Origin of the sequence: Marinimicrobium sp. UBA4509 (assembly GCF_002388575.1) — a bacterium.
GTDB classification, from domain to species: Bacteria; Pseudomonadota; Gammaproteobacteria; order Pseudomonadales; family Cellvibrionaceae; genus Marinimicrobium; species Marinimicrobium koreense.
The window spans coordinates 20817-42018 of the sequence record NZ_DGMV01000085.1 but is presented as its reverse complement, the minus strand read 5'-3'; the positions used below and the strand labels follow the sequence as shown (position 1 = coordinate 42018).

The window sequence follows — 21202 nt, the reverse complement described above, 5'->3', positions numbered from 1 at the left end:
CCCGCGCGGCCGACTGGCTCGAACAACACTACGCCCTCAATCCCCAGACCGAATCGGCCCTGTCCAGCCTGCGCGAGCTGGCCGCCGTCGATATCGCTCCCGAGCTGCCGGACCTCAATGACGCCCTGAAGCTGCTCGAGGTACACATCGAGCAACAACACCGGCTGTCCCCGGACTTTCAGCGCGCGCCGGGTGAGGAGTCCGACTCATGAAACGGACGCTGCTGATTCTGATTGTCGCGATGTTGCTCGGCGCGCTGACGCTGAGCGCCATTCAGGCCGACAGCGGCTATGTTCTGATAGCGCTGGGCAACACCAGTGTGGAAATGAGCTTCTGGCTGGCGTTGATGTTGTTGCTCGGAGGGCTGGGATTGATCTGGCTGGTATTGCGGCTGTTTCGGGGCAGCATCAGGGCGGGGCAGGCCGTCACCGAACGGCTGTTTTCTGGCACCAGCGCCCGGGCCCAACGGCGCACCGCCAGCGGCCTGGTCAGCTTCATCGAGGGGAACTGGAAACAGGCCCAGCGCAAACTGCTGCGCGCGGCGCCCAAATCCGGGACGCCGCTGATCAATTATCTGGCCGCGGCCCGCTGCGCCTTTGAGCAGGGCGATAATCACACCGCTCTGGAATTGCTGCACAAGGCCGAGCAGAGCAGCACCAACAGCGAGCTGGCGGTCGCCCTGACCCAGGCGCGTATGCAGCTGATGAGCCGACGCTACGAGCAGTGCCTGGCCACCCTGGAGCGGGTCAAACGCAAAGCCCCCCAACATCCCGTGGTACTCGACCTGTTGCGCCAGGTGTATATCGCCCTGCACGACTGGGAATCGCTCAAGCAGTTGATGCCCAGTCTCCGTGCGTACGGCAACCAGAACGAAGCCGCGCTTGAAGCACTCTCCAGCCAGCTGCACCGGGCCCTACTCGAGCAGGCCGGGCAGCGGGTCCGTGGGCTCGGCCCGGAGCGGGCGCGCGAGGCCCTGGTGGGCACCTGGAAAGACATCCCCAGCGCGGTGCGCAAACAACCCGATGTGGCGCTGTTGTACGCACAGCAATTGGTGGACAACGACCTGCACGTCGAAGCAGAAGCCCAGGTGCGCAAAACCCTGGAAAAACACTGGTCCCCCGAGCTGGTTCGGCTCTATGGCCTGATTCGGGCCAGCGATGCCGGACAACAGCTGATCACCGCCGAAAGCTGGCTGAAGAAGCGCCCCGCCGATGCCCTGCTGATGCTCACCCTCGGCCGCCTGAGCCTGCGCAATCAGCTGTGGGGCAAAGCCCGGGATTACTTTCAGAGCAGCCTGACCCTGCACAAGCACCCGGAAACCTGTGCCGAGCTGGCTCGTCTGTTGGCCCATATGGGAGAACACAAAAAGAGCACCGAGTACTACCAGCAGGGGCTGCTGTTGACCACCGAACGGCTCCCGGACCTGCCGCTGCCCAAAGAACCCGAGCCAACGCACTGACTTGCAGTCGCGACGGGGAAAGGCATAATACCGGGCAACCAGATCGAATAATAATAGGTTTACATCAAGAAGTAGGGAACCTATCACCGCTTAAAGGAGTTTGTCATGCCTCTGCCGGCACTGCTGCGGCTCGCGTTTGTCGTGCTACTCGCGCTTCGTTATCGTCTGAAACTCATCCTCGGCATTGTTGTCGCCGTGGTGATCGGGCTCAGCCTCACCTTCATTTCCGGAAAGATTTATCAACACCTGGATCGGGATCCGGACCGGGGCGCCATCGCGCTGGAAGACGGGGCCTTCGGGGAAAGCTACTCGACGCCCATCTACCTGGACCAGGGCTGGAGCCCGGCCGACACCCTCTGGTACTACAACACCACCCAGGGTTCGGCCCTGCTGCCCTATGACCTGTTCGTGGCCCTCGAGCAGCCCGCCTCGGAGGAGCTGTTCCGCTCGGACCACAACATGGACCGCTACCGCTACCTGCCCCAGAAACCCACCTTCTTCAATCCCGACGGTCTACCGGTGGGGTTTGCCAAGGACAGTTACCAGGGCAAAGACTATTTGGGCTTTACCTGTGCGGCCTGCCACACCGGCCAGGTGAACTATCAGGGCCAGGCCATCCGCATCGACGGCGGCCCCGCCCTGGCGGATATGGACGGCTTCCTGCACGGACTGGAAAAGGCGCTGTCGGCGGCCCGGGATATTCCCGCCAAACGGGAACGGTTTATTGATCGAGTCCTACAGCGGGACAATGACTATCGCTCGCCCGAGGCCGTCGAGGCGGACCTGGCCCAGTGGACCGAACAGATCCGCATGTACAACACCATCAATCACAGCCATATCCGCTACGGTTACGGTCGCCTGGATGCCTTTGGCCGAATCTACAATCGGGTGCTGCGCCACGTGGTCAACCGGGAACAGATGCGGGATCTATTGCTCGCCGCCGAAGGACCCACCGGCGAGCTGCTGCTCACCGAAGCCGAGGTGGACCGGGTTCTGGCAGGTATCGAGCCCACCCTGATCGATGATACGGCCTTCACCCGCATCGTAAGCCGCCTGCAGTCGAGCGACGAAGGGCTTCCCGGATTGTCCCAGCGCAACCTGTTGCGCTTGCGAAACCAGCTGCTTAACGAGCCGAATGCGCCGGTCAGTTATCCGTTCCTGTGGGACATCACCCACTCCGATTACCTGCAGTGGAACGGACTGGCCAATAACGCCGACCTGGGGCCCCTGGGGCGCAACGTCGGGGAAGTGATCGGGGTCTTTGCCAAACTGGACTGGGAAGTGAAAGAGCCCGGCTTCAGTCTGTCCGGACACCTAACCGGTCAGAGCAACAAACGGGAGCGCATCGCCTTCACTTCCAGCATTGATCTGGTCAACCTCCAGCGCCTGGAGGCTCACCTCGGTCGCCTTACCTCGCCGCAATGGCCGGAGGACATACTGGGCGAAATCAACCGGGAGCAAGCCGCCCTGGGCAAGCGCCTCTATGCCCAGCACTGTCAGAGCTGCCACCAGGTCATCGACCGCTCCGCCTGGGACCGTCTGGTGGTGGCCGAAATGACAGATATCGAGATACTGAAGACTGACCCAAAGGCGGCGGAAAACAGCGTAAATTATCAGGGAAAGTCGGGAAACTTCGAGAATACCTACCAGAACACAACCGTAGGCCCTCTGGTCCTGGAGGCGACCGCGCCCGCCGTGCAGATCCTCACCTCGGTAACCAAAGGCGCGGTTTCCACCCCCGATGCCGACAAAGGCCCACTCCGGCGCACCCTGGACTGGTTTTATGTGCTGGGGCTGTCCTGGTTTGATAATGACGTCAAATACAGCGTCAAGGCGGGGGACTATCGGCCGGATACCACGGCTCGCCCCTACCAGTCGCTGCTGGCCTACAAGGGCCGATCCCTGAACGGCATCTGGGCCACGGCGCCCTATCTGCACAATGGCTCAGTGCCCACGCTGTACGACCTGCTACTGCCGGCACGGGAGGAGGGTGACCCGGAAGAGGGGGCCTATCGCCCTGAGGTCTTTCAGGTGGGCAGCCGGGAGTTCGATCCGGTCAAAGTGGGCTTTCGCACCGAAGGCTACGAGGGTTTCACCCAGACCACGCACCGGCTTGGAGACCGAAACACGGGTCACGAATACGGCACCGATACCTTGACCGAGGCCGAGCGCTGGGCGCTGGTGGAGTATCTCAAGACCCTTTGATGCGCGGTGAGACAAATCTCACCAAACTGCCCGGAACCATTGGCGCGAAAAACACACCAAATGACGGCCTGCTCTAAAAACTAACGCCGGTAGGCGAGGTGTTTTTTGGTGTATTTCGCGCCAACTGCGTTTATCCTGTGGCCGTTTTGAGTATCGATTGTTGATTCCACCTGTGATCATGGCTGTATTGTGTTCCCTTAAGGCGACTCTCCGAGCGCCCCTTGTCCGTGCGTTGCCCGTTCTTTTGCTGTCCTCTCTGGCAGGGGCCGATAATGACCTGGCGCATCGCCCGGTCGATTTTGTTCAGGCCACCGAACAGTACGTAGTGGAAGAGGTGATGCCCCATATTCCGGGCGCGGCACTGGCCATCATTGCCAACGGGCAGATCGAACTGCTACGTGGCTACGGTGTGCGCAAGGTCGGCGGGAACGAGCCAATTAACCGGGACACACTGTTTCGCCTCGCCTCGGTATCCAAAACCATCGCCGGTACCGCTGCCGGGGTCGCCGTGAACGACCGGGCCCTGCAATGGCAGACGCCGGTCAGTCAGTTTCTCCCGCTGGATGTCAAAAACCCGGACTACCGGGATAAAATCACCCTGCAAAGCCTTCTGTCCCACACCACCGGACTGATGCCCCAGGCCTACACCAACCTGATCGAAGCCAATGTGCCCTACCAGAAGGTGATCGGGCGGCTGGACGAGGTGGCCTTCATCTGCCCACCATCCACCTGCTACAGCTACCAGAACGTGGCCTTCAGCCTGGTAGGGGACCTTCTGATGGCGGCGACCGGCGAGCGCTACGAAGACTTCACCCGCAGACGCCTGTTTCAACCACTGGGCATGAAAACCGCTTCCTTCGGTTGGCGGGCGTTTACCAGCAACTCCAACCGGGCCACGCCCCATATCAAACGGCGCGGCCGCTGGGCACCCGTAGAACCCGACCGGAACTACTACAATGTGGCGCCGGCGGCCGGCGCCAATGCCAGTATTGCCGATATGGCTCTGTGGGTCCGCGCCCAGCTGGGACAGCGCCCCGACGTGCTGCCCCACGAAGTGCTCGACCAGTTGCACAGCCCCCGGGTTGCCACCAGTTACCGTCAGGCGCATTATCGGGCCCACCCCGAGCTGCGCAACATTCACTACGGCCTGGGTTGGCGAGTATTCGATTTTGGCGAGCACCGCCAGTTCGTCCACCATGGGGGTTGGGTGCAGGGCACCCGTACCGAGGTGCTGTTCAACCGGGAGCTGCAGCTCGGGCTGGTGTTTCTGTCCAACTCGGAGAACCGTTATGCCCGGGAGGTCGTATACCGCTTTCTCGAGCTGTTCACCGACTACTACCGCCAGGTGGAAGCCCCGATTCTGCTGCAACAGGCCCGACAGGCACCGCCATGACCCCAGAGTTCATCGATCGCATTGACGCCGTCAGTCCCGAGGACTGGGACCGCCTCTGCCCATCGGATTACCCCTTTACCCGGCACGCCTTCCTGGCGGCACTGGAAGACAGCGGCAGCGTCGGAGCGGACACCGGGTGGCAACCTCAGCACCTGCTGTTACGCGACGACCAGGGCGACCTCAGGGCGGCGATGCCGGTGTACCGCAAGGATCACTCCTACGGCGAATACGTGTTCGACTGGGGTTGGGCCCAGGCCTACGCCGAGCACGGGCTGGACTATTACCCGAAACTGATCAGCGCCATTCCATTTACCCCCTGCACGGGCCCGCGGCTGCTGGCGGCGGGGCAGGAGGCCCAGTATTGGCCCGCGGCCATCGCCGCCCTGCAGCAGCAAACCCGGACCCTGGGCGCCTCGGGTTGGCACTGCCTGTTTCCCGACGAGACGCAGGCCGAGGCGCTGCGGCCAGCCGGGTTGGCGGAGCGCACCGGCTGCCAGTTCCACTGGATAAACCGCCAGTATCGGGATTTTGAAGATTTTCTCGGCCAGCTCAGCTCCCGCAAACGCAAGAACCTGCGCAAGGAACGTCGCCAGGTCGCCGACCAGGGCTTTCACTTTCAATGGAAAGTCGGAGCGGACATTCAGGACGAAGACTGGACGCTGTTTTATGGCTTGTACCAACTGACTTACCTCAAGCGCAGTGGCCACGGCGGCTATCTGACCCCGGCGTTTTTCCGCCAACTGGGTGAGCGGATGCCCGAGCAGACCCTGATGGTGCAGGCTCGGCTGGGGGAGGAAACAATTGCCGCCGCCCTGTTCCTGTTCGACCGCAACACCCTGTATGGCCGCTACTGGGGCTGTCGGGCGGAATTTGAATTTCTGCACTTTGAAACCTGCTACTATCAGGGGCTGGATTTTGTCCTGGAACGAGGACTGGCGCGCTTTGACGGTGGCGCCCAGGGCGAGCACAAGCTGGCCCGGGGCTTCGAGCCCCGGCTGACCACCTCGTTTCATCAGCTGGTGGAGCCGGCCTTTCAGGAGGCGGTGCAACACTTTGTGGCGCGCGAGCGTGAGGAGGTATTGGGCTATCTCGACGCGGCCCGGGCACACCTCCCGTACCGGCAGACGGGCCGGCAATGAGGTTCGCAACCGGCGCCTAAATCAGGTTAAATAGCGCCTCTTTGCCACGGATTCGTCGAGCCACCCCATGCCTCAACCGTCTCTCACAAGGTCCCGACCGTTTCTGCATCCCGGCCGTATTCTCGACTGCCTGGACGAAATCGATCAGAGCCCTGACGCCTACCAACTGAGCCGCCCCCGGGCCCTGCGCCGAGTGTTCGTTACCCTCGCCAGCGTCAGTGTCTGCCTGCTGATTCTGCACTACGCGAAGAACTCCTACCTGCTGTACGAGCTGCTCGGTTGGCTGGCGCAGTTGCAGTCCCTGCCAGGCGACCACTACACCAACGATCTGCTTCAGTCCCAGTGGCGACATCTGCTGGGCTATGCCTGGTGGACCGGATGGCACCTGATCTGTTTTCTGTTGATTCCGGCGTTGGTGATCCGATACCTGTGGCGCGAGCGGGTGAGCGATTTTGGCTGGCGCTGGGGCGAAACCCATCGGCATTGGCGGGGTTACCTGCTACTGCTGAGCCCGATTCTGGTGTTTGTGGTTCTGGTGAGTCAGGGGGAAGATTTCGTCAATCACTACCCCTTCTACCCCCACGCGGGGCGCAGTTGGCTGGATTTTCTGGCCTGGGAAGCGCTCTATATGACCCAGTTCGTGGTGCTGGAATTCTTTTTCCGGGGTTACATGCTGCGGGCGGTGCAGCCCGCACTCGGGGCCAATGCGATCTGGATCATGTGCGTACCCTACCTGATGATCCACTTCCCCAAGCTCTGGCTGGAAGCCACCGGGGCCATCCTGTTTGGCCTGTTTCTGGGTATACTGGCGCTGCGCTCGCGCTCAATCTGGGGCGGTGTGCTGGTCCATGCCGGGGTCGCACTGAGTATGGATATCGCCGCCCTGATTCAGAAAGACCAACTGCCCACTCAGTGGTGGCCCTTCTGATGCGCGCCGATCGCTGCCTGAGGTGATTCAAAGCAACGACCGGCCTGATCGGCGGACAGCGGGCGCGCAAAGTAATAGCCTTGCCCCAGCTCGCAACCAAGCCCCGCCAGGCAGTGCGCGACGTCTTCGCTTTCGATTCCCTCGGCGATCACCCCCAGCTCCAGTGCATGGGCCATGGAAATGATGGCCCGCACCAGGTGCAGGCCGGTGCTTTCCTTGATCTTGGCGGTAAAGCTCTGGTCGATCTTGAGCACCTCCAGCGGAAATCGCTGCAGATAACTCAGCGACGAGTAGCCGGTGCCAAAATCATCCACCATGATGCCGCAGCCCATGGCGAGAAGCTGACGCATCCGGTCCACGATCTGCGGGTTGTCATCCACCAGAATACCCTCGGTCAGCTCCAGCTTCAGCTGACCGGGCTGGACGCTGTGCTCACTCATGGCCGAGCGTACCGTCTCGATCAGGTTCGCCTGGAAAAACTGCACACTGGACAGGTTCACGCTGATATAGAAATCCTGCTCCGCCCCCTCGTTCCGTTGCCATTGCCCGATCTGCCGACAGGCCTCACGCAGGACCCAATCGCCGAGAGGATTGATCAGGCCAGTCTCCTCGGCCAGGGCGATAAACTCGCCGGGAAAGACGCGGGAACCATCGGGTTTGCGCCAGCGGATCAGGGCTTCGAACCCGGTCAACTCACCGTCCGGCAAGCGGACGATCGGTTGATACAACAGTTCAAACGCCTCGTCTTTCAGCGCCTGACGCAGGTCCCGCTCCAGAGCCAGACGCCCCTGGGCGCTCTGGTGCATGACCGCATCAAACACACAGCTGCGGGTCTGGCCCTGCTGTTTGGCCCGCTCTTTGGCGAGGGTCGCATCCCGGTAGAGTGCTTCGGCGTCGCGATAGCGGGGATGAAACAGAGCAATACCCACACTCAGAGAGAGAAAGAACTCCTGCTCCCCCAGCCGAAACGGCTGCTCAAAGGCCTGGTGCAACCGCTCCGCATCCCGCTCAATCAACTGAACCTGGGGAGCGCCCTCAAACAAAACTGCAAACTCGTCTCCGCCGACCCGGGAAACCAATCCCGACCGGGGCAGAGCCGACTTGATTCGCCGGGCGATGACCTTGAGCAACTGGTCGCCCTTGCTCATACCAAAGTTGTCATTGATCAGTTTGAACCGATTGACGTCCACAAACATCACGGCGAAAGGCGGCGTCATCGAGTCCGAGCGAGGCCGTTGGGCCCACTCATTGACCAAGGCGCTCAGCCGGTTCATAAAAAACTTGCGGTTGGGTAGGTCCGTCAAGGGGTCATTGAATGCCAGGTAGCGAAGCTCCTGCTCCATCTGTTTGCGCTCGGTAATGTCAAAGGCGCTACCCAGATATCCCCTGGCACCACTCTGCAGGCGCCCCAGCGTCACATACAGCCACCGGTGATGACCCTGCTTGGTGGTAACAAAGGTTTCCCGGTACAGATGCTCATCCTGAGCACGGGCGGTGAATTCCAGATCGGGATCAAAACCAAGCAGATCGGACACCGGCATCTGGTACAGCTCGCCCTCGCTGTAGCCGGTGATGACACTCATTGCCGGATTGATGTAGTCGAACGACTGCTCGCAGGTAAAAATGCCGCTCTCGCTGGTTTGCGCCAGCAGCTCGAAACGCTTTTCGCTGCTGCTCAGGGACGCGCTGATCAGACTGAACCGACGATCGAGCAGAACCGCGAGGAAGAGCAGCGCGATGATGATGGTCACCGCCACCGACACCAGAATGCTCAACACCTGATAGTCCATGGCCAGACCAATGACTTCGCCCTGCGAACTGGGCACAAACTCCGTGGCGGCCATGGCCACATAGTGCATGGCGGACACCGCCAGGCCAAGAATGGTCGCGCCAATCAAATAGGCCCAGATTCGGCGCACATGCCGCAGCAACCAGATATTACTGCCCAGCCCCAGCCAGGCGACCCCGACTGCGACCACCAGAGAGAGCACAAACAGGCTCGGTCGGTAATGCATGCTGACCGCCGCCATCAGGGCCTCCATGCCCACATAGTGCATGGCACCCACACCCAATCCGAGCGACAGGGCCGCGATCCAGAGGCGGTGTTTTCTGGGCAGGGGCAGGCGGGCACAGAGCAGGGTGCCAGCGGCGCCGAGCACAATCGGCACCATCGACAGGAAGGTGATACCGGGCGAGTAGGTCACCGCCACCGGCAGACGGTGCGCCAGCATCGCGGTGAAATGCATCGCCCAGACGCCGCAACCCATGGCCAGGGCACCGGCCAACACCCAGCCCCAGCCCGAGCGGAGCGAAGCGGCGGAACGGCAGCGCTCCAGAACCGGCAACAAGGTCGAGGCGGCCAGAATCGCCAGAAGTACCGCCAGAAGCACCAGACCCGGATTATGCTCGGCCATCAGGGGCACACTGTCTTCCGGAAGAGGATCAAACCGCCATATCATACTGCTACTCATCATTATCGTTATTGCCGGAAGGGATAACCTCCATTCCGATGTTATAACCGCTCCAGGTAGCGTTTCAGAGCGGATTGCTTTTCTTCGTCCTGGTCGACGAACCGCACCGTCACCCGAACCACCTGGGTATCGGGATTGGCCTCGGCCGCCTGAAGGCTGTGTATATAGCCATTGAGTTGCGACGGTGCCTCGCCCTCATCGGATTCGATATCCACCACCACGGCGTCAAACAGGCGGGGCAGGGCATCGGTACGCTGAATCAATCCGGTCAAGGCATCGGGAGACAGCTCCCGCAGCACACAGCGCAACCCCTCACCTCGGTTGCCGAGCCGCAACTGGGCCCGACCCTTGAGTTTCTTGGTTGAAGAGGAGGATGGCCGGGATTCCGGTTTCGGGGAGCGCGCTGCACCGCCGGTCAGCACATTGACCGAGTGCGCCGCGACCCCCTGGGCCGCGCTGTGAGCACCGGCTTTCGGGACTTTGCCCACGCGCGCCAACTGCTTGGTCACCTTGCGCAGAAGCTCTTCCGGGGTAAAGGGTTTGACCAGATAATCCGAAGCACCGGCCTCGACGGCCGCCACCACATGGTTTCGATCGCCCCGGCTGGCGACCATGACGAAGGGCACATCGCCCCCTTCGGCCTGCTGGCGGACCGTGCGCAACAACTCTTCGCCGCTCATGTTGGGCATTTCCCAGTCCGACAGAATCAGATCCATCGTCTGGTTTTTCATCGCCGCCAGCGCCCGATTGCCATCCACCGCTTCGAACACCTCCACCCCGGGAATGCGTTCACGGAGCTGTTTTTTCACCATATCGCGGATGAAGCTGGCGTCATCGACCACCAGAATGCGAATTGCCATTCAGTCACTCTCACGTTGTTTTTTGGCATACCGACAGGACGGGTATCGGCCGAACATGCCCAATAATGAGTAAGGGTAGCCGATTATGACGCCAATGGGGAATGCTCAGCCGGCAGAAAAGCGGCGTACGGGCGATTGCGTGGGGGCGGTTACGTAAGCCGGCTCCGGCAGTGGCGCCTGGCTGGCCTCTACCGCGGCCCGCATCCAGAACAACAGTTCGGAGGAGTCTTCAAGGACCACGTCGGGCAGTTGGTAGAAATGACTGACGGAAGAACCGGCGCCGCGCGGCTGAAGGGCGGGCATCGCCCGGTCAAGGTAGGGCTGGCGCGAGGCGTCGTCGACCCGGAAGTAGAGCCGATCGTCCGCCATGATCGCGAACAGGTGCTGCTGATGATAGAGCCCGATACCCGCAAAAATGCGCCGGTAAGACACCGGTGCCACTTGGGACAAGTGGTGCAGAGCGCGACTGAGTGCGGGCTGGCTGACAGACAAGGGTCACTTCCTTTGGTTAACAGGTGGCTTCAAGCCGCAGGTAAAACCGCTGGACGGCGCGAGTGTCCCGACTCTGGATTCAATTTTACGCGCCCTGCGAAAGGATGTAAGGGCGCGTTAAGATCATTTTGTTGTTTCGAACATTGTTTTTATGCGCTATCGCGAGTAAATACCCACTCGAGACCCTTGGACAGAGTTTCGTTGTAAGCATAGCCGTCAACATCAAACGCCTTCAGCGCCTCGACATCCTGGATGCGGTTCTGAATCGCGTAGGCCGCCATCATTCCGCGGGCCTTCTTGGCGTAAAAACTGATGATCTTGTACTGACCGCTTTTCCAGTCCTTGAAGACCGGCGTGATCAGCGGCGCCGAGAGCCGCTTCGGCTGGACCGATTTGAAATACTCATTGGAGGCGAGATTCACCACCACCGGGTTCTTCAGGGTAGCGAGTTGCTCGTTGATGGCCTGGGTCAAGCGCTCGCCCCAGAATTGGTAAAGGTTGTCACCGCGCGGATTCGCCAGCTTGGTGCCCATCTCCAGGCGATAGGGCTGAATCAGATCGAGCGGGCGGAGCAGCCCGTAGAGTCCGGACAGGATGCGCAGATGTTTCTGGGCAAAGGTGAAATCGCCGGCCTTGAATTGCTCGGCATTCAGGCCGGTGTACACGTCCCCCTTGAACGCCAGGGCCGCCTGTTTGGCGTTGCTCGAGGTGAAGGGTGTGTGCCACTGTTGGTAGCGGTCGTAGTTGAGCTGACCGAGCTTGTCGCTGAGGCTCATCAGGCTGGAGATGTCCTGGGGCGCCAGATCTCTGAGGACGCCAATCAACTCCCGGGACTGGTCCAGAAAATCCGGTTGGGTCGCTTTGTCGGTGACCGGCGCGGTTTCGAAATCCAGGGTCTTGGCGGGGGATAGCAACATCAACATAACGCAAACGCTCACTGTCGGTAAGGCGGTTTAGTAAGGGCAGGCATGTGCTGCCGTTTTGCGGCTCCAGCGGACTACTTTGGCTTCACTGCTTTAGCTTCATTACTCTGGCTTCATTACTCTGGCTTCAACACATCCTGCCACCAGTTCAGCGGCGTCGAGCCATCGGTCGGGTCGTACACATTGCCGTACATCCAGGTACTGTCCGGGTCTTTGCCCAATACCTCGTTCATGAGCTTTTCGATGGTTTCAAACCCGCAGCTGACGTGGATGGAGATCACCAGCATACGATCATTGTGCAGATCCAGCTCACCCCCGAGCTTTTCCAGCGCCGGCACCAGCGCATCGGCAATGGGCGCCATATCGCCCTTGGTGAACACCCGCAGACTGAGATTGCCGCTGCGCCGCACCAGCTCGATTTCCTGGGTCTGGGGTAGCAGCCGCACGGTGTCGCCGCTGGCAATGCCCTGGGCAAAAGCGGGGGAGCGCACCAGCTGCAGGTCGCCGGATTCCAGTTCATTGACCGGCAACTGTTCCACAATCGGCTGGCCGTCCGGCCGGGTACCGGCAAATAATTCGATGGTGCGCAACGCTTTCTTCATTCGGGTCCCCCTGCTATAAAGGGCAACATTATACACACTGAGCCCATTGAACCCGATGGGCCCATGCCGTCACTGGAGGACCTCTCTCATGAAACGCTGTCTGTCTCTGCTGGCCGTCACTGGCCTGATACTGGGCGCCACGGCCTGTTCCGTCAATCCGGTCACCGGGGAGCGTCAACTGACCCTGATGTCCGCCGATCAGGAGCTGGCGATCGGCGCCGAAAACTATCAGCCGAGCCAGCAATCCCAGGGGGGCCGTTACGTCGTCGACCCCGAATTGGGGCTCTACGTCAGCCAGGTCATGGACAAGCTCGCGGGGGTCAGCGATCGTCCCGGCCTGCCCTATGAAATCGTGGTGCTGAATAACGGGGTCCCCAACGCCTGGGCTCTGCCCGGCGGCAAGATGGCGATTAACCGGGGGCTGTTGGTGGAACTTGAGGACGAGGCTCAACTGGCGTCGGTGCTCGGCCACGAAATTGTCCATGCCGCCGCACGCCACAGCGCCTCGCAGCAAACGCGCAATGTGCTGTTGCAGGCCGGAATGCTAGCCGCCGGAGTGGCCGCTTCGCAGTCCGATTCCGAGTATGCCGGGCTGGCCATGGGTGCAGTTGGAGTGGGCGCCATGGCCTGGCAGGCCAAGTACAGCCGCAGCCACGAGCTGGAATCGGACCGCTATGGCATCCAGTACATGGTGGAAGCCGGCTACGACCCCCAGGCCGCCGTAGAGCTACAACAGACGTTCGTTCGACTGTCGGAAGGTCGGCAGAGCAACTGGCTGGACGGGCTGTTCGCCAGCCACCCCCCGTCTCAGGAGCGGGTGAACGCCAATAAGGCGCTGGCCGAGCAGTACGGTGGGGGCGTGCGCAACAAGGCGGCCTTCGATCGGGCCATGGCGCAGTTGCGGCGCGATCAGCCCGCCTACGAGCAATATCAGCAGGCCCAGAAAGCCGCATCTGAAAAACAGTATGACCGCGCTCTGGCCTTAGTGGAGCAGGCCATTGACCACCAGCCCAAAGAAAACCTGTTCTGGGAGCTGAAAGGGCAGTTGTTAATGCAGAAAAAGCAGCCCGGCGAGGCCATTGCCGCCTTTGACCGCTCCATCGCGGCCAACCCGGAGTTCTTCCGCCCGCTGGTCTACCGGGGTCTGCTGCATAAACAGCAGAACAACACCCGCCAGGCGCGGGCGGATCTGGAGCAGAGTCGCCAGCTGCTGCCGACCCAGCTTGGCAGTTACCACCTGGGTGAGCTGGCCCAACAGCGAGGCGATCGCGAAGCGGCCGTGAGTTACTACCGTGAAGTGGCCTCCGGCGGCGGCGAGCTGGGTGAAGCCGCGCAGAGCAAGCTCTCGCAGTTGGGCGTGCAGGCCGGGTCCTGACCGTCCGGAACACCGGGAGTCGGGCTCACCCCGGCTCCCTAATTCGGTATACTGCGCGCTTCGAAGCACCCAGACTCCATAATCATAATGCCCGAAGACACCCAGACTCCTAAGCCACTGGCCGCCGTTCGTGCGCTGATCCGCGCGCTTGACGCCTGCACCGAAGGGCTCGGGCGCACCGTCGCCTGGCTCGCCCCGGTCATGGTCGTCATTACCTGCACCGTCGTATTGCTGCGCTACGGCCTGGGACAAGGCTCGGTGGCACTACAGGAGTCTGTCACCTATATGCACGCCGCGCTGTTCATGCTCGGGGCGGGCTATGCGCTCAAGCACCACAAGCAGGTACGGGTCGATATTCTCTATCGTCGCTTCAGCCCCGAGGGGCGCGCCTGGGTGGATGCCCTGGGCAGCCTGGTGTTTCTGATCCCCCTGGCGATTTTTATTGGCTGGATCAGCCAGGACTTCGTGCGCAGCGCCTGGCGCATCCGGGAAGTCTCGGCCGACTCCGGCGGCCTGCCCTGGGTTTATCTGCTAAAGAGCCTGATTCCTCTACTGGCGGTGACGCTAGTGCTGCAAGCGGTCGCAGAAGTCCTGCGCAATCTCTTGCGACTGATGGGCTATCCGGCCCCCGACAGCGCGCCAACCGATGCGGCCGGGGAGGAGGAATGCTGATCGAGCTGATTCCACTGCTGATGTTCGCCGCGGTCTGCGCGGTATTGATGCTCGGCTATCCGGTGGCCTTTACCCTGGCCGGTGTGGCCCTGGTGTTTGCCGGGTTCGGCATCGTGACCGGCGTCTTTGAGCCCAACCTGTTGCGCACTTTTCCCAGCCGCATCTACGGCATCATGGCCAATTACACCCTGGTGGCTGTGCCCCTGTTCGTCTTTATGGGCACCCTGCTGGAAAAATCCCGGCTAGCGGAAGAGCTTCTGGAAAATATGAGCCGCGCCTGCCGAAGCCTGCCCGGCGGACTGGGCCTGTCGGTCATCATTGTGGGTGCGCTCCTCGCCGCCAGTACCGGTATCGTGGGCGCCACCGTGGTGACCATGGGCCTGATTTCGCTGCCCACCATGTTGCGCCAGGGCTATCACCCGTCGCTCGCCGCAGGCACCATCTGCGCCACGGGCACCCTCGGGCAGATCATCCCGCCCTCCATCGCCCTGGTATTGCTCGGTGACGTCCTGTCCAATGCCTACCAGCGGGCCCAACTCTCTCAGGGGGTATTCAGCCCGGAGACGCTTTCGGTGGGGGACCTGTTTGTCGGCGCGCTGATCCCTGGACTGGTACTGGTCAGCCTCTATCTGCTGTACATGCTTCTGGTCGCCCGGTGGCGGCCCACGCTCGCGCCCGCCGCACCGAGTGAGGAGCGGATTTCCACCGGTCGTCTGTGGCTCAGCCTGGTGCCCGTATCGGCGCTGATCATTCTGGTACTGGGCTCTATCCTGTTGGGTATTGCGACACCGACCGAAGCCGCCGGCGTGGGCGCACTCGGCGCCGCGCTACTGGCCCTGCTCAAAGGCAAGCTCGACCTCGCCCGGCTCAAAGAGGTGGCCCGCAGCACCACCATGACCAGTGCCATGATTTTCACCATCCTGATTGGCGCCTCGCTGTTCTCCCTGGTTTTCCGGGGTTTCGGCGGGGAAGAACTGGTGGAAGGCTTCTTCCATCAATTGCCGGGCGGGGTGTTCACCGCCATGCTGGTGGTGATGGTGATCATTTTTCTGCTGGGCTTTATTCTCGATTTTATTGAAATCACCTTTGTGGTCGTCCCCATTGTGGGCCCGGTGCTGCTGGCCATGGGGGTCGACCCCATCTGGCTGGGGATCATGATTGCCCTCAACCTGCAGACTTCTTTCCTGACCCCGCCGTTTGGCTTCGCCCTGTTCTACCTGCGTGGGGTGGCGCCCGCCTCGGTCGCCACCAGTGCCCTGTATCGTGGCGTGATTCCGTTTATTGTGCTGCAATTGCTGGTACTCTGTGCTCTGGCGCTGTGGCCGGGGCTTGCCACCTGGCTACCGCAGCAACTATCCCTGTAAAATCAGCATTCCATTACTGAATTATTCGAGGTACTGAGTTCATGGCCATGCAAGGCATTGATGAGGATCCCACCCCCCACGGTGAACTGACCCTGCAAACCCTGTCCATGCCCGCCGACACCAATCCCTATGGCGATATTTTTGGCGGCTGGTTGATGACCCAAATGGATCTGGGTGGTGCGATTCTCGCTCAGGAAGTGGCCAAGGGCCGGGTCACTACGGTGGCCGTGGGCAGTATGGTGTTCTTGCGGCCGGTACCCGTAGGAGCAACCGTCAGTGTTTATGCCAGCACACTGGATGTCGGGCGCACCTCCATCCGCACCCTGATCGAAGTCTGGATCAAGGAGTGCGGTAATCGCGACATGACCAAAGTGACTGAGGGCGAATTTGTTTATGTCGCCATCGACGACAATGGCCGGACCCGGCCGGTGCCCAAATAACCGTCCTCCCAGAAGCGCGCGGCTTTACAGTCGCGCCTGCTCGACCCCGCCAAAATCCCGTACTTACACGACTTTACTAACAAATCTTAACCGCTACCTTTACAGTATTCTGCTAGCTTTTAATGACCCGATGGGTTCGCAAATACAGTTGAAGGAAGACAGGTCCATGATAAAAGACGATGCTCAACGCTACGGTTGGTTGTCCATCACCGTGCACTGGCTGTCCGCTCTGTTGGTGATCGCCATTTTTGGCATTGGATTCTACATGGTGGACCTGACGTACTACGACAAGGGCTATCACGAACTCCCCAAACTGCATGTCAGTCTCGGACTGTTGCTGGCCATGCTGTTGATTGTGCGAATCGGCTGGCGGGTCAGTCAGCGGGGTAAGCCACAGCCGCTGCCCAACCACAGTCGTAAGATCCGCCTCGGGGCAGCTGCAATGAAACATCTCCTGTATCTGTTGATGCTGGTGATGGTCGTGACCGGCTATCTGATCAATACCGCCAAGGGCGATCCCGCGGATTTTTTTGATCTGTTCAGTGTGCCCGCCACCTGGCAGTTGAGTTCTGATGGCGTCGATCTGGTTGGAGAAATCCATGAGATCGCCGCCTGGCTGCTGATTCTTCTGGCGCTCGCCCACGCCGGCGCGGCGCTTTGGCACCATTTTGTGATCCGGGATCGGACCCTGCTGCGTATGCTTCGCCCTGGTAAATCCGACCCCAAACCGTAAGCCACTTTTGTTTCTCAACCGTTAAGGAGTAAGACCATGAAAAAGACGTTAGCCGCATTGACTCTGAGCAGTATTGGTTTGGCCAGCGTTCCGGCAGTGGCCGCCGATTATGTGATCGACACCGAAGGCGCACACGCCGCCATCAACTTCAAAATTCAGCACCTGGGCTACAGCTGGCTGACCGGTCGATTTAACGACTTCGAAGGCAGCTTCAGCTACGACGCCGACAAGGTCGAAGACAGCAAAATCACCGTGACCGTCGATACCAGCAGCATCGACAGCAATCACGCGGAACGGGATAAGCACCTGCGCAGCGATGATTTCCTGAGCACCGACAAACACGGCGAAGCCAAGTTTGTCAGCAAGCGCATTGAAAATGTCGAAGACAATGGCGAAGAGTTTGATGTCGTTGGTGACCTGACCCTGCACGGTGTCACCAAAGAAATCACCATCGAAGTGGAAAAGGTCGGCGAGGGTGAAGATCCCTGGGGCGGCTACCGCGTTGGCTTCGAGGGCGACGTTGAGCTGACCCTGAAAGACTTTGGCATCGACTATGATCTGGGCCCGGCATCGCGCGTGGTCCACATGGAACTGCACATCGAAGGCATTCGTCAGTAAACCTGATTTTGCCTTGACCAAAAAAACAGCGGGGCCTTTGTGCCCCGCTGTTTTTTATGCCTGCGCCAATACGTTGATTATTCTTCCCCGTCGGACCCGGCCCCGTCCGCTTTTACCTGCTCGCGAATGTCGTAATAGGTGTGTTCCGTTATTTTGTGATAGTCGGTCACGTCCGCCAAAAAGGTCCGATAGGAGTCCCACACTTTTTGAAACAGCGGATCTTCCTCGGCCTGCAGTTCGAAGAGTTCCCTGGAGATATCATATAGGCGTTGAATCACATCGTCCGGTAAGCGCCGCAGCTCTGTCCCCTCTTTCGCCACCATATCGTTCAGCGCGCGAGGATTTCGCGCGGTGTATTGATCCAGCATATCCTGATTCGCGGCGCGGGCCGCGTGGGTGACAATGGCCTGAAGGTCATCCGGCAATGCCTCGAAAGCGGGCTTGTTGACCAACAGCTCCAGCGTCGAACCCGGCTCCTGCCAACCCGGGTAGTAGTAATACCGAGCGATCTGATCAAACCCGAAGGCCTGATCGTTGGACGGTCCCACCCATTCGGCAGCGTCGATCACCCCCGTCTGCAATGAGGTATAGAGTTCGCCGCCGGGGATATTCACTGAACTGCCACCGGCGCGATTGAACACATCCCCCGCCAGACCCGGAATACGCATTTTCAGCCCGCGCAGGTCCTCAATGCTGTTAATCTCTTTGTTGAACCAGCCGGCCATCTGAATGCCGGTGTTGCCGCCGGGAAAGGGAATGATGTTGAAGGGCGCGTAGACCTCTCGCCACAATTCCAGGCCGCCGCCGTGGTGCAACCAGGCGTTCATTTCCTGAGCGTTCATGCCAAACGGAATGGTGGTAAAAAACTGTGCGGCGGGGGCTTTGCCACGCCAATAGTAGCTGCCGCCGTGGCCCATTTCCGCACTGCCATCCGACACCGCATCAAACACGCCCATGGCGGGCACGATTTCCCCGGCACCGTACACGCGGATCTGCAAACGGCCGCCACTCATGGCCTCCACCATATTGGCAAATTCCTGCGCGGTGGTGCCCAGGCCGGGAAAATCCTTCGGCCAGGTGGTGACCATGCGCCACTGGTACACACGTTGCTCCTGCACCTCACCATCGACCATGACCGCCACGTTGTCGGTGGCCTTTTCCATGACCAACAGGGAAAACAGGGCCGCCACCAGGGCGACCAGTAGCAGAATGATCAGAGGGGACCAACGGGGTTTGGAGGTTGTGTTTTTGGAGGTTGCGTTCATAGTCACTGTGCGCTGTTATGTTTTTCTTTCGGCAGGACCTGCCTGCCCTACATTGGAACCAGTTTCGCGTATTGCAGCACCAACCACTTGCTGCCTTCATCGTCGAAATTGACCTGTACCCGGGCGTGGGCGCCCTGGCCTTCAAAGTGGAGGATAACACCTTCGCCGAATACGCCGTGGCTGACCCGCTGGCCCAGGTGGAATCCGGTGTCTTCACCGGAATCGGTCAGGCTGACGTTATTGGCCCGGCCGTAATCGCCTTTACCATAACCCATGGGTCGGGTAACGGTGGTTTTCAGGCGCACTTCCTGAATCAGTTCCGCCGGAATTTCCCGCACGAAGCGGGACAGGGCGTTGAAGGTTTCCGCGCCGTACAGCCGCCGGGTTTCGGCATAGCTGATGTACAGCTTCTCCATGGCGCGGGTGATCCCCACGTAGCACAGGCGCCGCTCTTCCTCGAGCCGGTCCGGATCCTCCATGGACATTTTGTGCGGGAACAGATTCTCTTCCACCCCGGCAAGAAACACCAGTGGAAACTCCAGACCCTTGGCCGAGTGCAGGGTCATCAACTGGACCGCGTCTTCAAACTCGTCCGCCTGGGTTTCGCCGGCATCCAGCGCGGCGGTGTCCAGAAACTGCTGCAACACCGACAGCTCGTCTTCCTCGGCGGCATCAAACACCCGGCAGGCGTTGACCAGTTCCTGCAGGTTTTCCTCCCGGGCTTGACCTTTTTCGCCTTTTTCCTTGCGATGAAATTCCAGCAGCCCGGTTTCATCCAGTACCAGCTGGGCGATGTCGCCCAGGGGTTCTTCCGTACTGTGATCGGCGAGCGAGTCGATCAGTTGCATAAAGCCTTTGAGCGCATTCGCCGCCCGGGCGGGCAGGGCGTTGTTGGCAATGATCTGCGCCGAGGCTTGCCACAGGGACAGGTTCTGATCGCGGGCGCACTCGCGGATCGCATCCAGGGTTTTGCCACCGATGCCCCGGGTGGGCGTATTGATCACCCGCTCGAAACCCGCATCGTCATCGGGGTTGGCGATCAGGCGCATATAGGCCAGGGCGTTTTTGATTTCCAGGCGTTCGTAGAAGCGTTGGCCGCCATAGATGCGATAAGCAATGCCCTCGCGCAACAGCGCTTCTTCCAACACCCGGGACTGGGCGTTGGAGCGATACAGAATGGCGGAGCTGGAGTAACTGTTGCCCTGCTTGACCCAGTCTTCGATGCGCTCGACGATAAACCGCGCTTCATCCTGTTCGTTGAACGCGGCGTAGAGTGCGATCGGCTCGCCATCATCCCCGTCGGTCCACAGCTGTTTGCCCAGGCGACCGAAGTTGTTGGCAATCACCGCATTGGCGGCCTTCAGGATGGTACCGGTGGAGCGGTAGTTCTGTTCCAGGCGGATGGTCTGGGTGCCCGGGAAGTCATCGGTAAAGCGCTGAATGTTTTCAATGCGCGCGCCGCGCCAGCCATAAATGGACTGGTCATCGTCGCCCACGGCGGTGACCTTGGCCGTCTTACCGGCGAGCACCCGCAGCCAGGCGTACTGAATGCTGTTGGTGTCCTGGAATTCGTCCACCAGAACAAACGGAAAACGGCGCTGGTAATGCTCCAGGATGTGGGGCTTGTGCAACCACAGCTCGTGAGCGCGCAGCAACAGTTCGGCAAAGTCCACCAAGCCACTGCGTTGGCAGTCCTCCTCGTAGGCACGATAGATCATCAGCATGGTGCGAATATACGGATCGCCGTTGTCCGGGATGTGCTGGGGGCGTAGGCCTTCGTCTTTCTGTCCATTGATGAACCACTGGGCCTGACGGAACGGCCACTTGGACTCATCCAGTTCCAGGCGCTGATACACCCGCTTGATCAGGCGCAGTTGATCGTCGCTGTCGAGAATCTGGAAATTCTGGGGCAGCCCGGCATCCTGCCAATGCGCCTTGAGCAACCGATGCGCCAGCCCGTGGAAGGTACCCACCCACATGCTGCGGGTATTCACCGGCTGGCCGGTATCGGACAGCAGCGTTTCCAGGCGGGCGCGCATTTCCCGCGCGGCCTTGTTGGTAAAGGTGACCGCCATGATGGAGTAGGGCGATACCTGCTCGACCTGAATCAGCCAGGCGATCCGATGCACCAGCACCCGGGTCTTGCCGCTGCCCGCACCGGCCAGAATCAACTGGTTATGGGCGGGGGCGGAAACGGCCTCGCGCTGGGCGTCGTTCAGATCGTTAAGCAGGGCGGATACATCCATGGGCAGGTCGCTGGTTG

General features: G+C 60.5%; 19 protein-coding genes. 12 read left to right on the top strand and 7 right to left on the bottom strand.

Annotated features, from left to right (window positions below):
• The 6 genes from B3520_RS16275 to B3520_RS16250 form a co-directional block, all read left to right on the top strand.
• The coding region (locus B3520_RS16275) for a hypothetical protein (RefSeq protein ID WP_286876440.1) at positions 1-212 on the top strand (212 nt) is incomplete at its 5' end.
• The gene (locus tag B3520_RS16270) at positions 209-1459 is read left to right on the top strand and encodes a heme biosynthesis HemY N-terminal domain-containing protein (RefSeq protein WP_286806727.1); all 1251 of its coding nucleotides are present in this window, start codon (positions 209-211) and stop codon (positions 1457-1459) included. The genes B3520_RS16275 and B3520_RS16270, both read left to right, overlap by 4 nt.
• A 105-nt stretch (positions 1460-1564) precedes the next feature.
• A complete protein-coding gene (locus tag B3520_RS16265; protein ID WP_286806726.1) occupies positions 1565-3664 on the top strand; it encodes a di-heme-cytochrome C peroxidase in 2100 nt (699 codons plus the stop codon).
• Between the two features lie 232 nt (positions 3665-3896).
• Positions 3897-5057 (top strand): serine hydrolase domain-containing protein, encoded by a 1161-nt coding sequence (locus tag B3520_RS16260; RefSeq protein WP_286806724.1) that lies wholly within the window; start codon positions 3897-3899, stop codon positions 5055-5057.
• On the top strand, positions 5054-6196 hold the full coding sequence (locus tag B3520_RS16255) for a GNAT family N-acetyltransferase (RefSeq protein ID WP_286806722.1): 1143 nt from the start codon (positions 5054-5056) through the stop codon (positions 6194-6196). The genes B3520_RS16260 and B3520_RS16255 overlap by 4 nt, the downstream gene beginning before the upstream one ends.
• 67 nt (positions 6197-6263) lie before the next feature.
• The gene (locus B3520_RS16250; protein ID WP_123638726.1) at positions 6264-7124 is read left to right on the top strand and encodes a CPBP family intramembrane glutamic endopeptidase; all 861 of its coding nucleotides are present in this window, start codon (positions 6264-6266) and stop codon (positions 7122-7124) included.
• Here the strand turns inward: B3520_RS16250 and B3520_RS16245 are convergent.
• The 5 genes from B3520_RS16245 to B3520_RS16225 form a co-directional block, all read right to left on the bottom strand.
• Positions 7106-9583 (bottom strand): EAL domain-containing protein, encoded by a 2478-nt coding sequence (locus B3520_RS16245; RefSeq protein ID WP_286806719.1) that lies wholly within the window; start codon positions 9581-9583, stop codon positions 7106-7108. The genes B3520_RS16250 and B3520_RS16245 overlap by 19 nt on opposite strands.
• Positions 9584-9636: 53 nt before the next feature.
• A complete protein-coding gene (locus B3520_RS16240) occupies positions 9637-10455 on the bottom strand; it encodes a response regulator (protein ID WP_286806717.1) in 819 nt (272 codons plus the stop codon).
• Between the two features lie 105 nt (positions 10456-10560).
• Positions 10561-10947 carry a TfoX/Sxy family protein gene (locus B3520_RS16235; protein ID WP_123638729.1) on the bottom strand — a complete coding sequence of 129 codons (387 nt, stop codon included), beginning with the start codon at positions 10945-10947 and terminating at the stop codon, positions 10561-10563.
• A gap of 149 nt (positions 10948-11096) precedes the next feature.
• Positions 11097-11870, bottom strand: coding sequence for a peroxide stress protein YaaA (gene yaaA, locus B3520_RS16230; protein WP_286806715.1), 774 nt, complete (start codon positions 11868-11870; stop codon positions 11097-11099).
• A gap of 116 nt (positions 11871-11986) precedes the next feature.
• On the bottom strand, positions 11987-12472 hold the full coding sequence (locus tag B3520_RS16225; protein ID WP_123638731.1) for a DUF4265 domain-containing protein: 486 nt from the start codon (positions 12470-12472) through the stop codon (positions 11987-11989).
• Between the two features lie 88 nt (positions 12473-12560).
• Here B3520_RS16225 and B3520_RS16220 point away from each other — a divergent pair, with 88 nt between their 5' ends.
• From B3520_RS16220 to B3520_RS16195, 6 genes are all read left to right on the top strand, one after another.
• Positions 12561-13847: a M48 family metalloprotease gene (locus B3520_RS16220; RefSeq protein ID WP_286806712.1), complete on the top strand. Its 1287-nt coding sequence runs from the start codon at positions 12561-12563 to the stop codon at positions 13845-13847.
• Positions 13848-13934: 87 nt separating this feature from the next.
• Positions 13935-14519, top strand: a complete 585-nt coding sequence (locus B3520_RS16215; protein ID WP_286806711.1) for a TRAP transporter small permease subunit — start codon at positions 13935-13937, stop codon at positions 14517-14519.
• Positions 14516-15883, top strand: a complete 1368-nt coding sequence (locus B3520_RS16210) for a TRAP transporter large permease (RefSeq protein WP_286806745.1) — start codon at positions 14516-14518, stop codon at positions 15881-15883. The genes B3520_RS16215 and B3520_RS16210 overlap by 4 nt, the downstream gene beginning before the upstream one ends.
• Before the next feature lie 47 nt (positions 15884-15930).
• Complete coding sequence (locus B3520_RS16205) at positions 15931-16323, top strand: acyl-CoA thioesterase (RefSeq protein WP_024461744.1); 393 nt, start codon at positions 15931-15933, stop codon at positions 16321-16323.
• A 166-nt stretch (positions 16324-16489) separates the two neighbouring features.
• Positions 16490-17056, top strand: coding sequence for a cytochrome b (locus B3520_RS16200; RefSeq protein ID WP_286806710.1), 567 nt, complete (start codon positions 16490-16492; stop codon positions 17054-17056).
• A gap of 36 nt (positions 17057-17092) precedes the next feature.
• Positions 17093-17674, top strand: a complete 582-nt coding sequence (locus B3520_RS16195) for a YceI family protein (RefSeq protein ID WP_286806709.1) — start codon at positions 17093-17095, stop codon at positions 17672-17674.
• A gap of 77 nt (positions 17675-17751) precedes the next feature.
• Here the strand turns inward: B3520_RS16195 and B3520_RS16190 are convergent, their stop codons facing one another.
• Positions 17752-18939, bottom strand: a complete 1188-nt coding sequence (locus B3520_RS16190) for a TRAP transporter substrate-binding protein (protein WP_286806708.1) — start codon at positions 18937-18939, stop codon at positions 17752-17754.
• Positions 18940-18986: 47 nt separating this feature from the next.
• A complete protein-coding gene (uvrD, locus tag B3520_RS16185; protein ID WP_286876439.1) occupies positions 18987-21185 on the bottom strand; it encodes a DNA helicase II in 2199 nt (732 codons plus the stop codon).
• Positions 21186-21202: the final 17 nt, after the last annotated feature.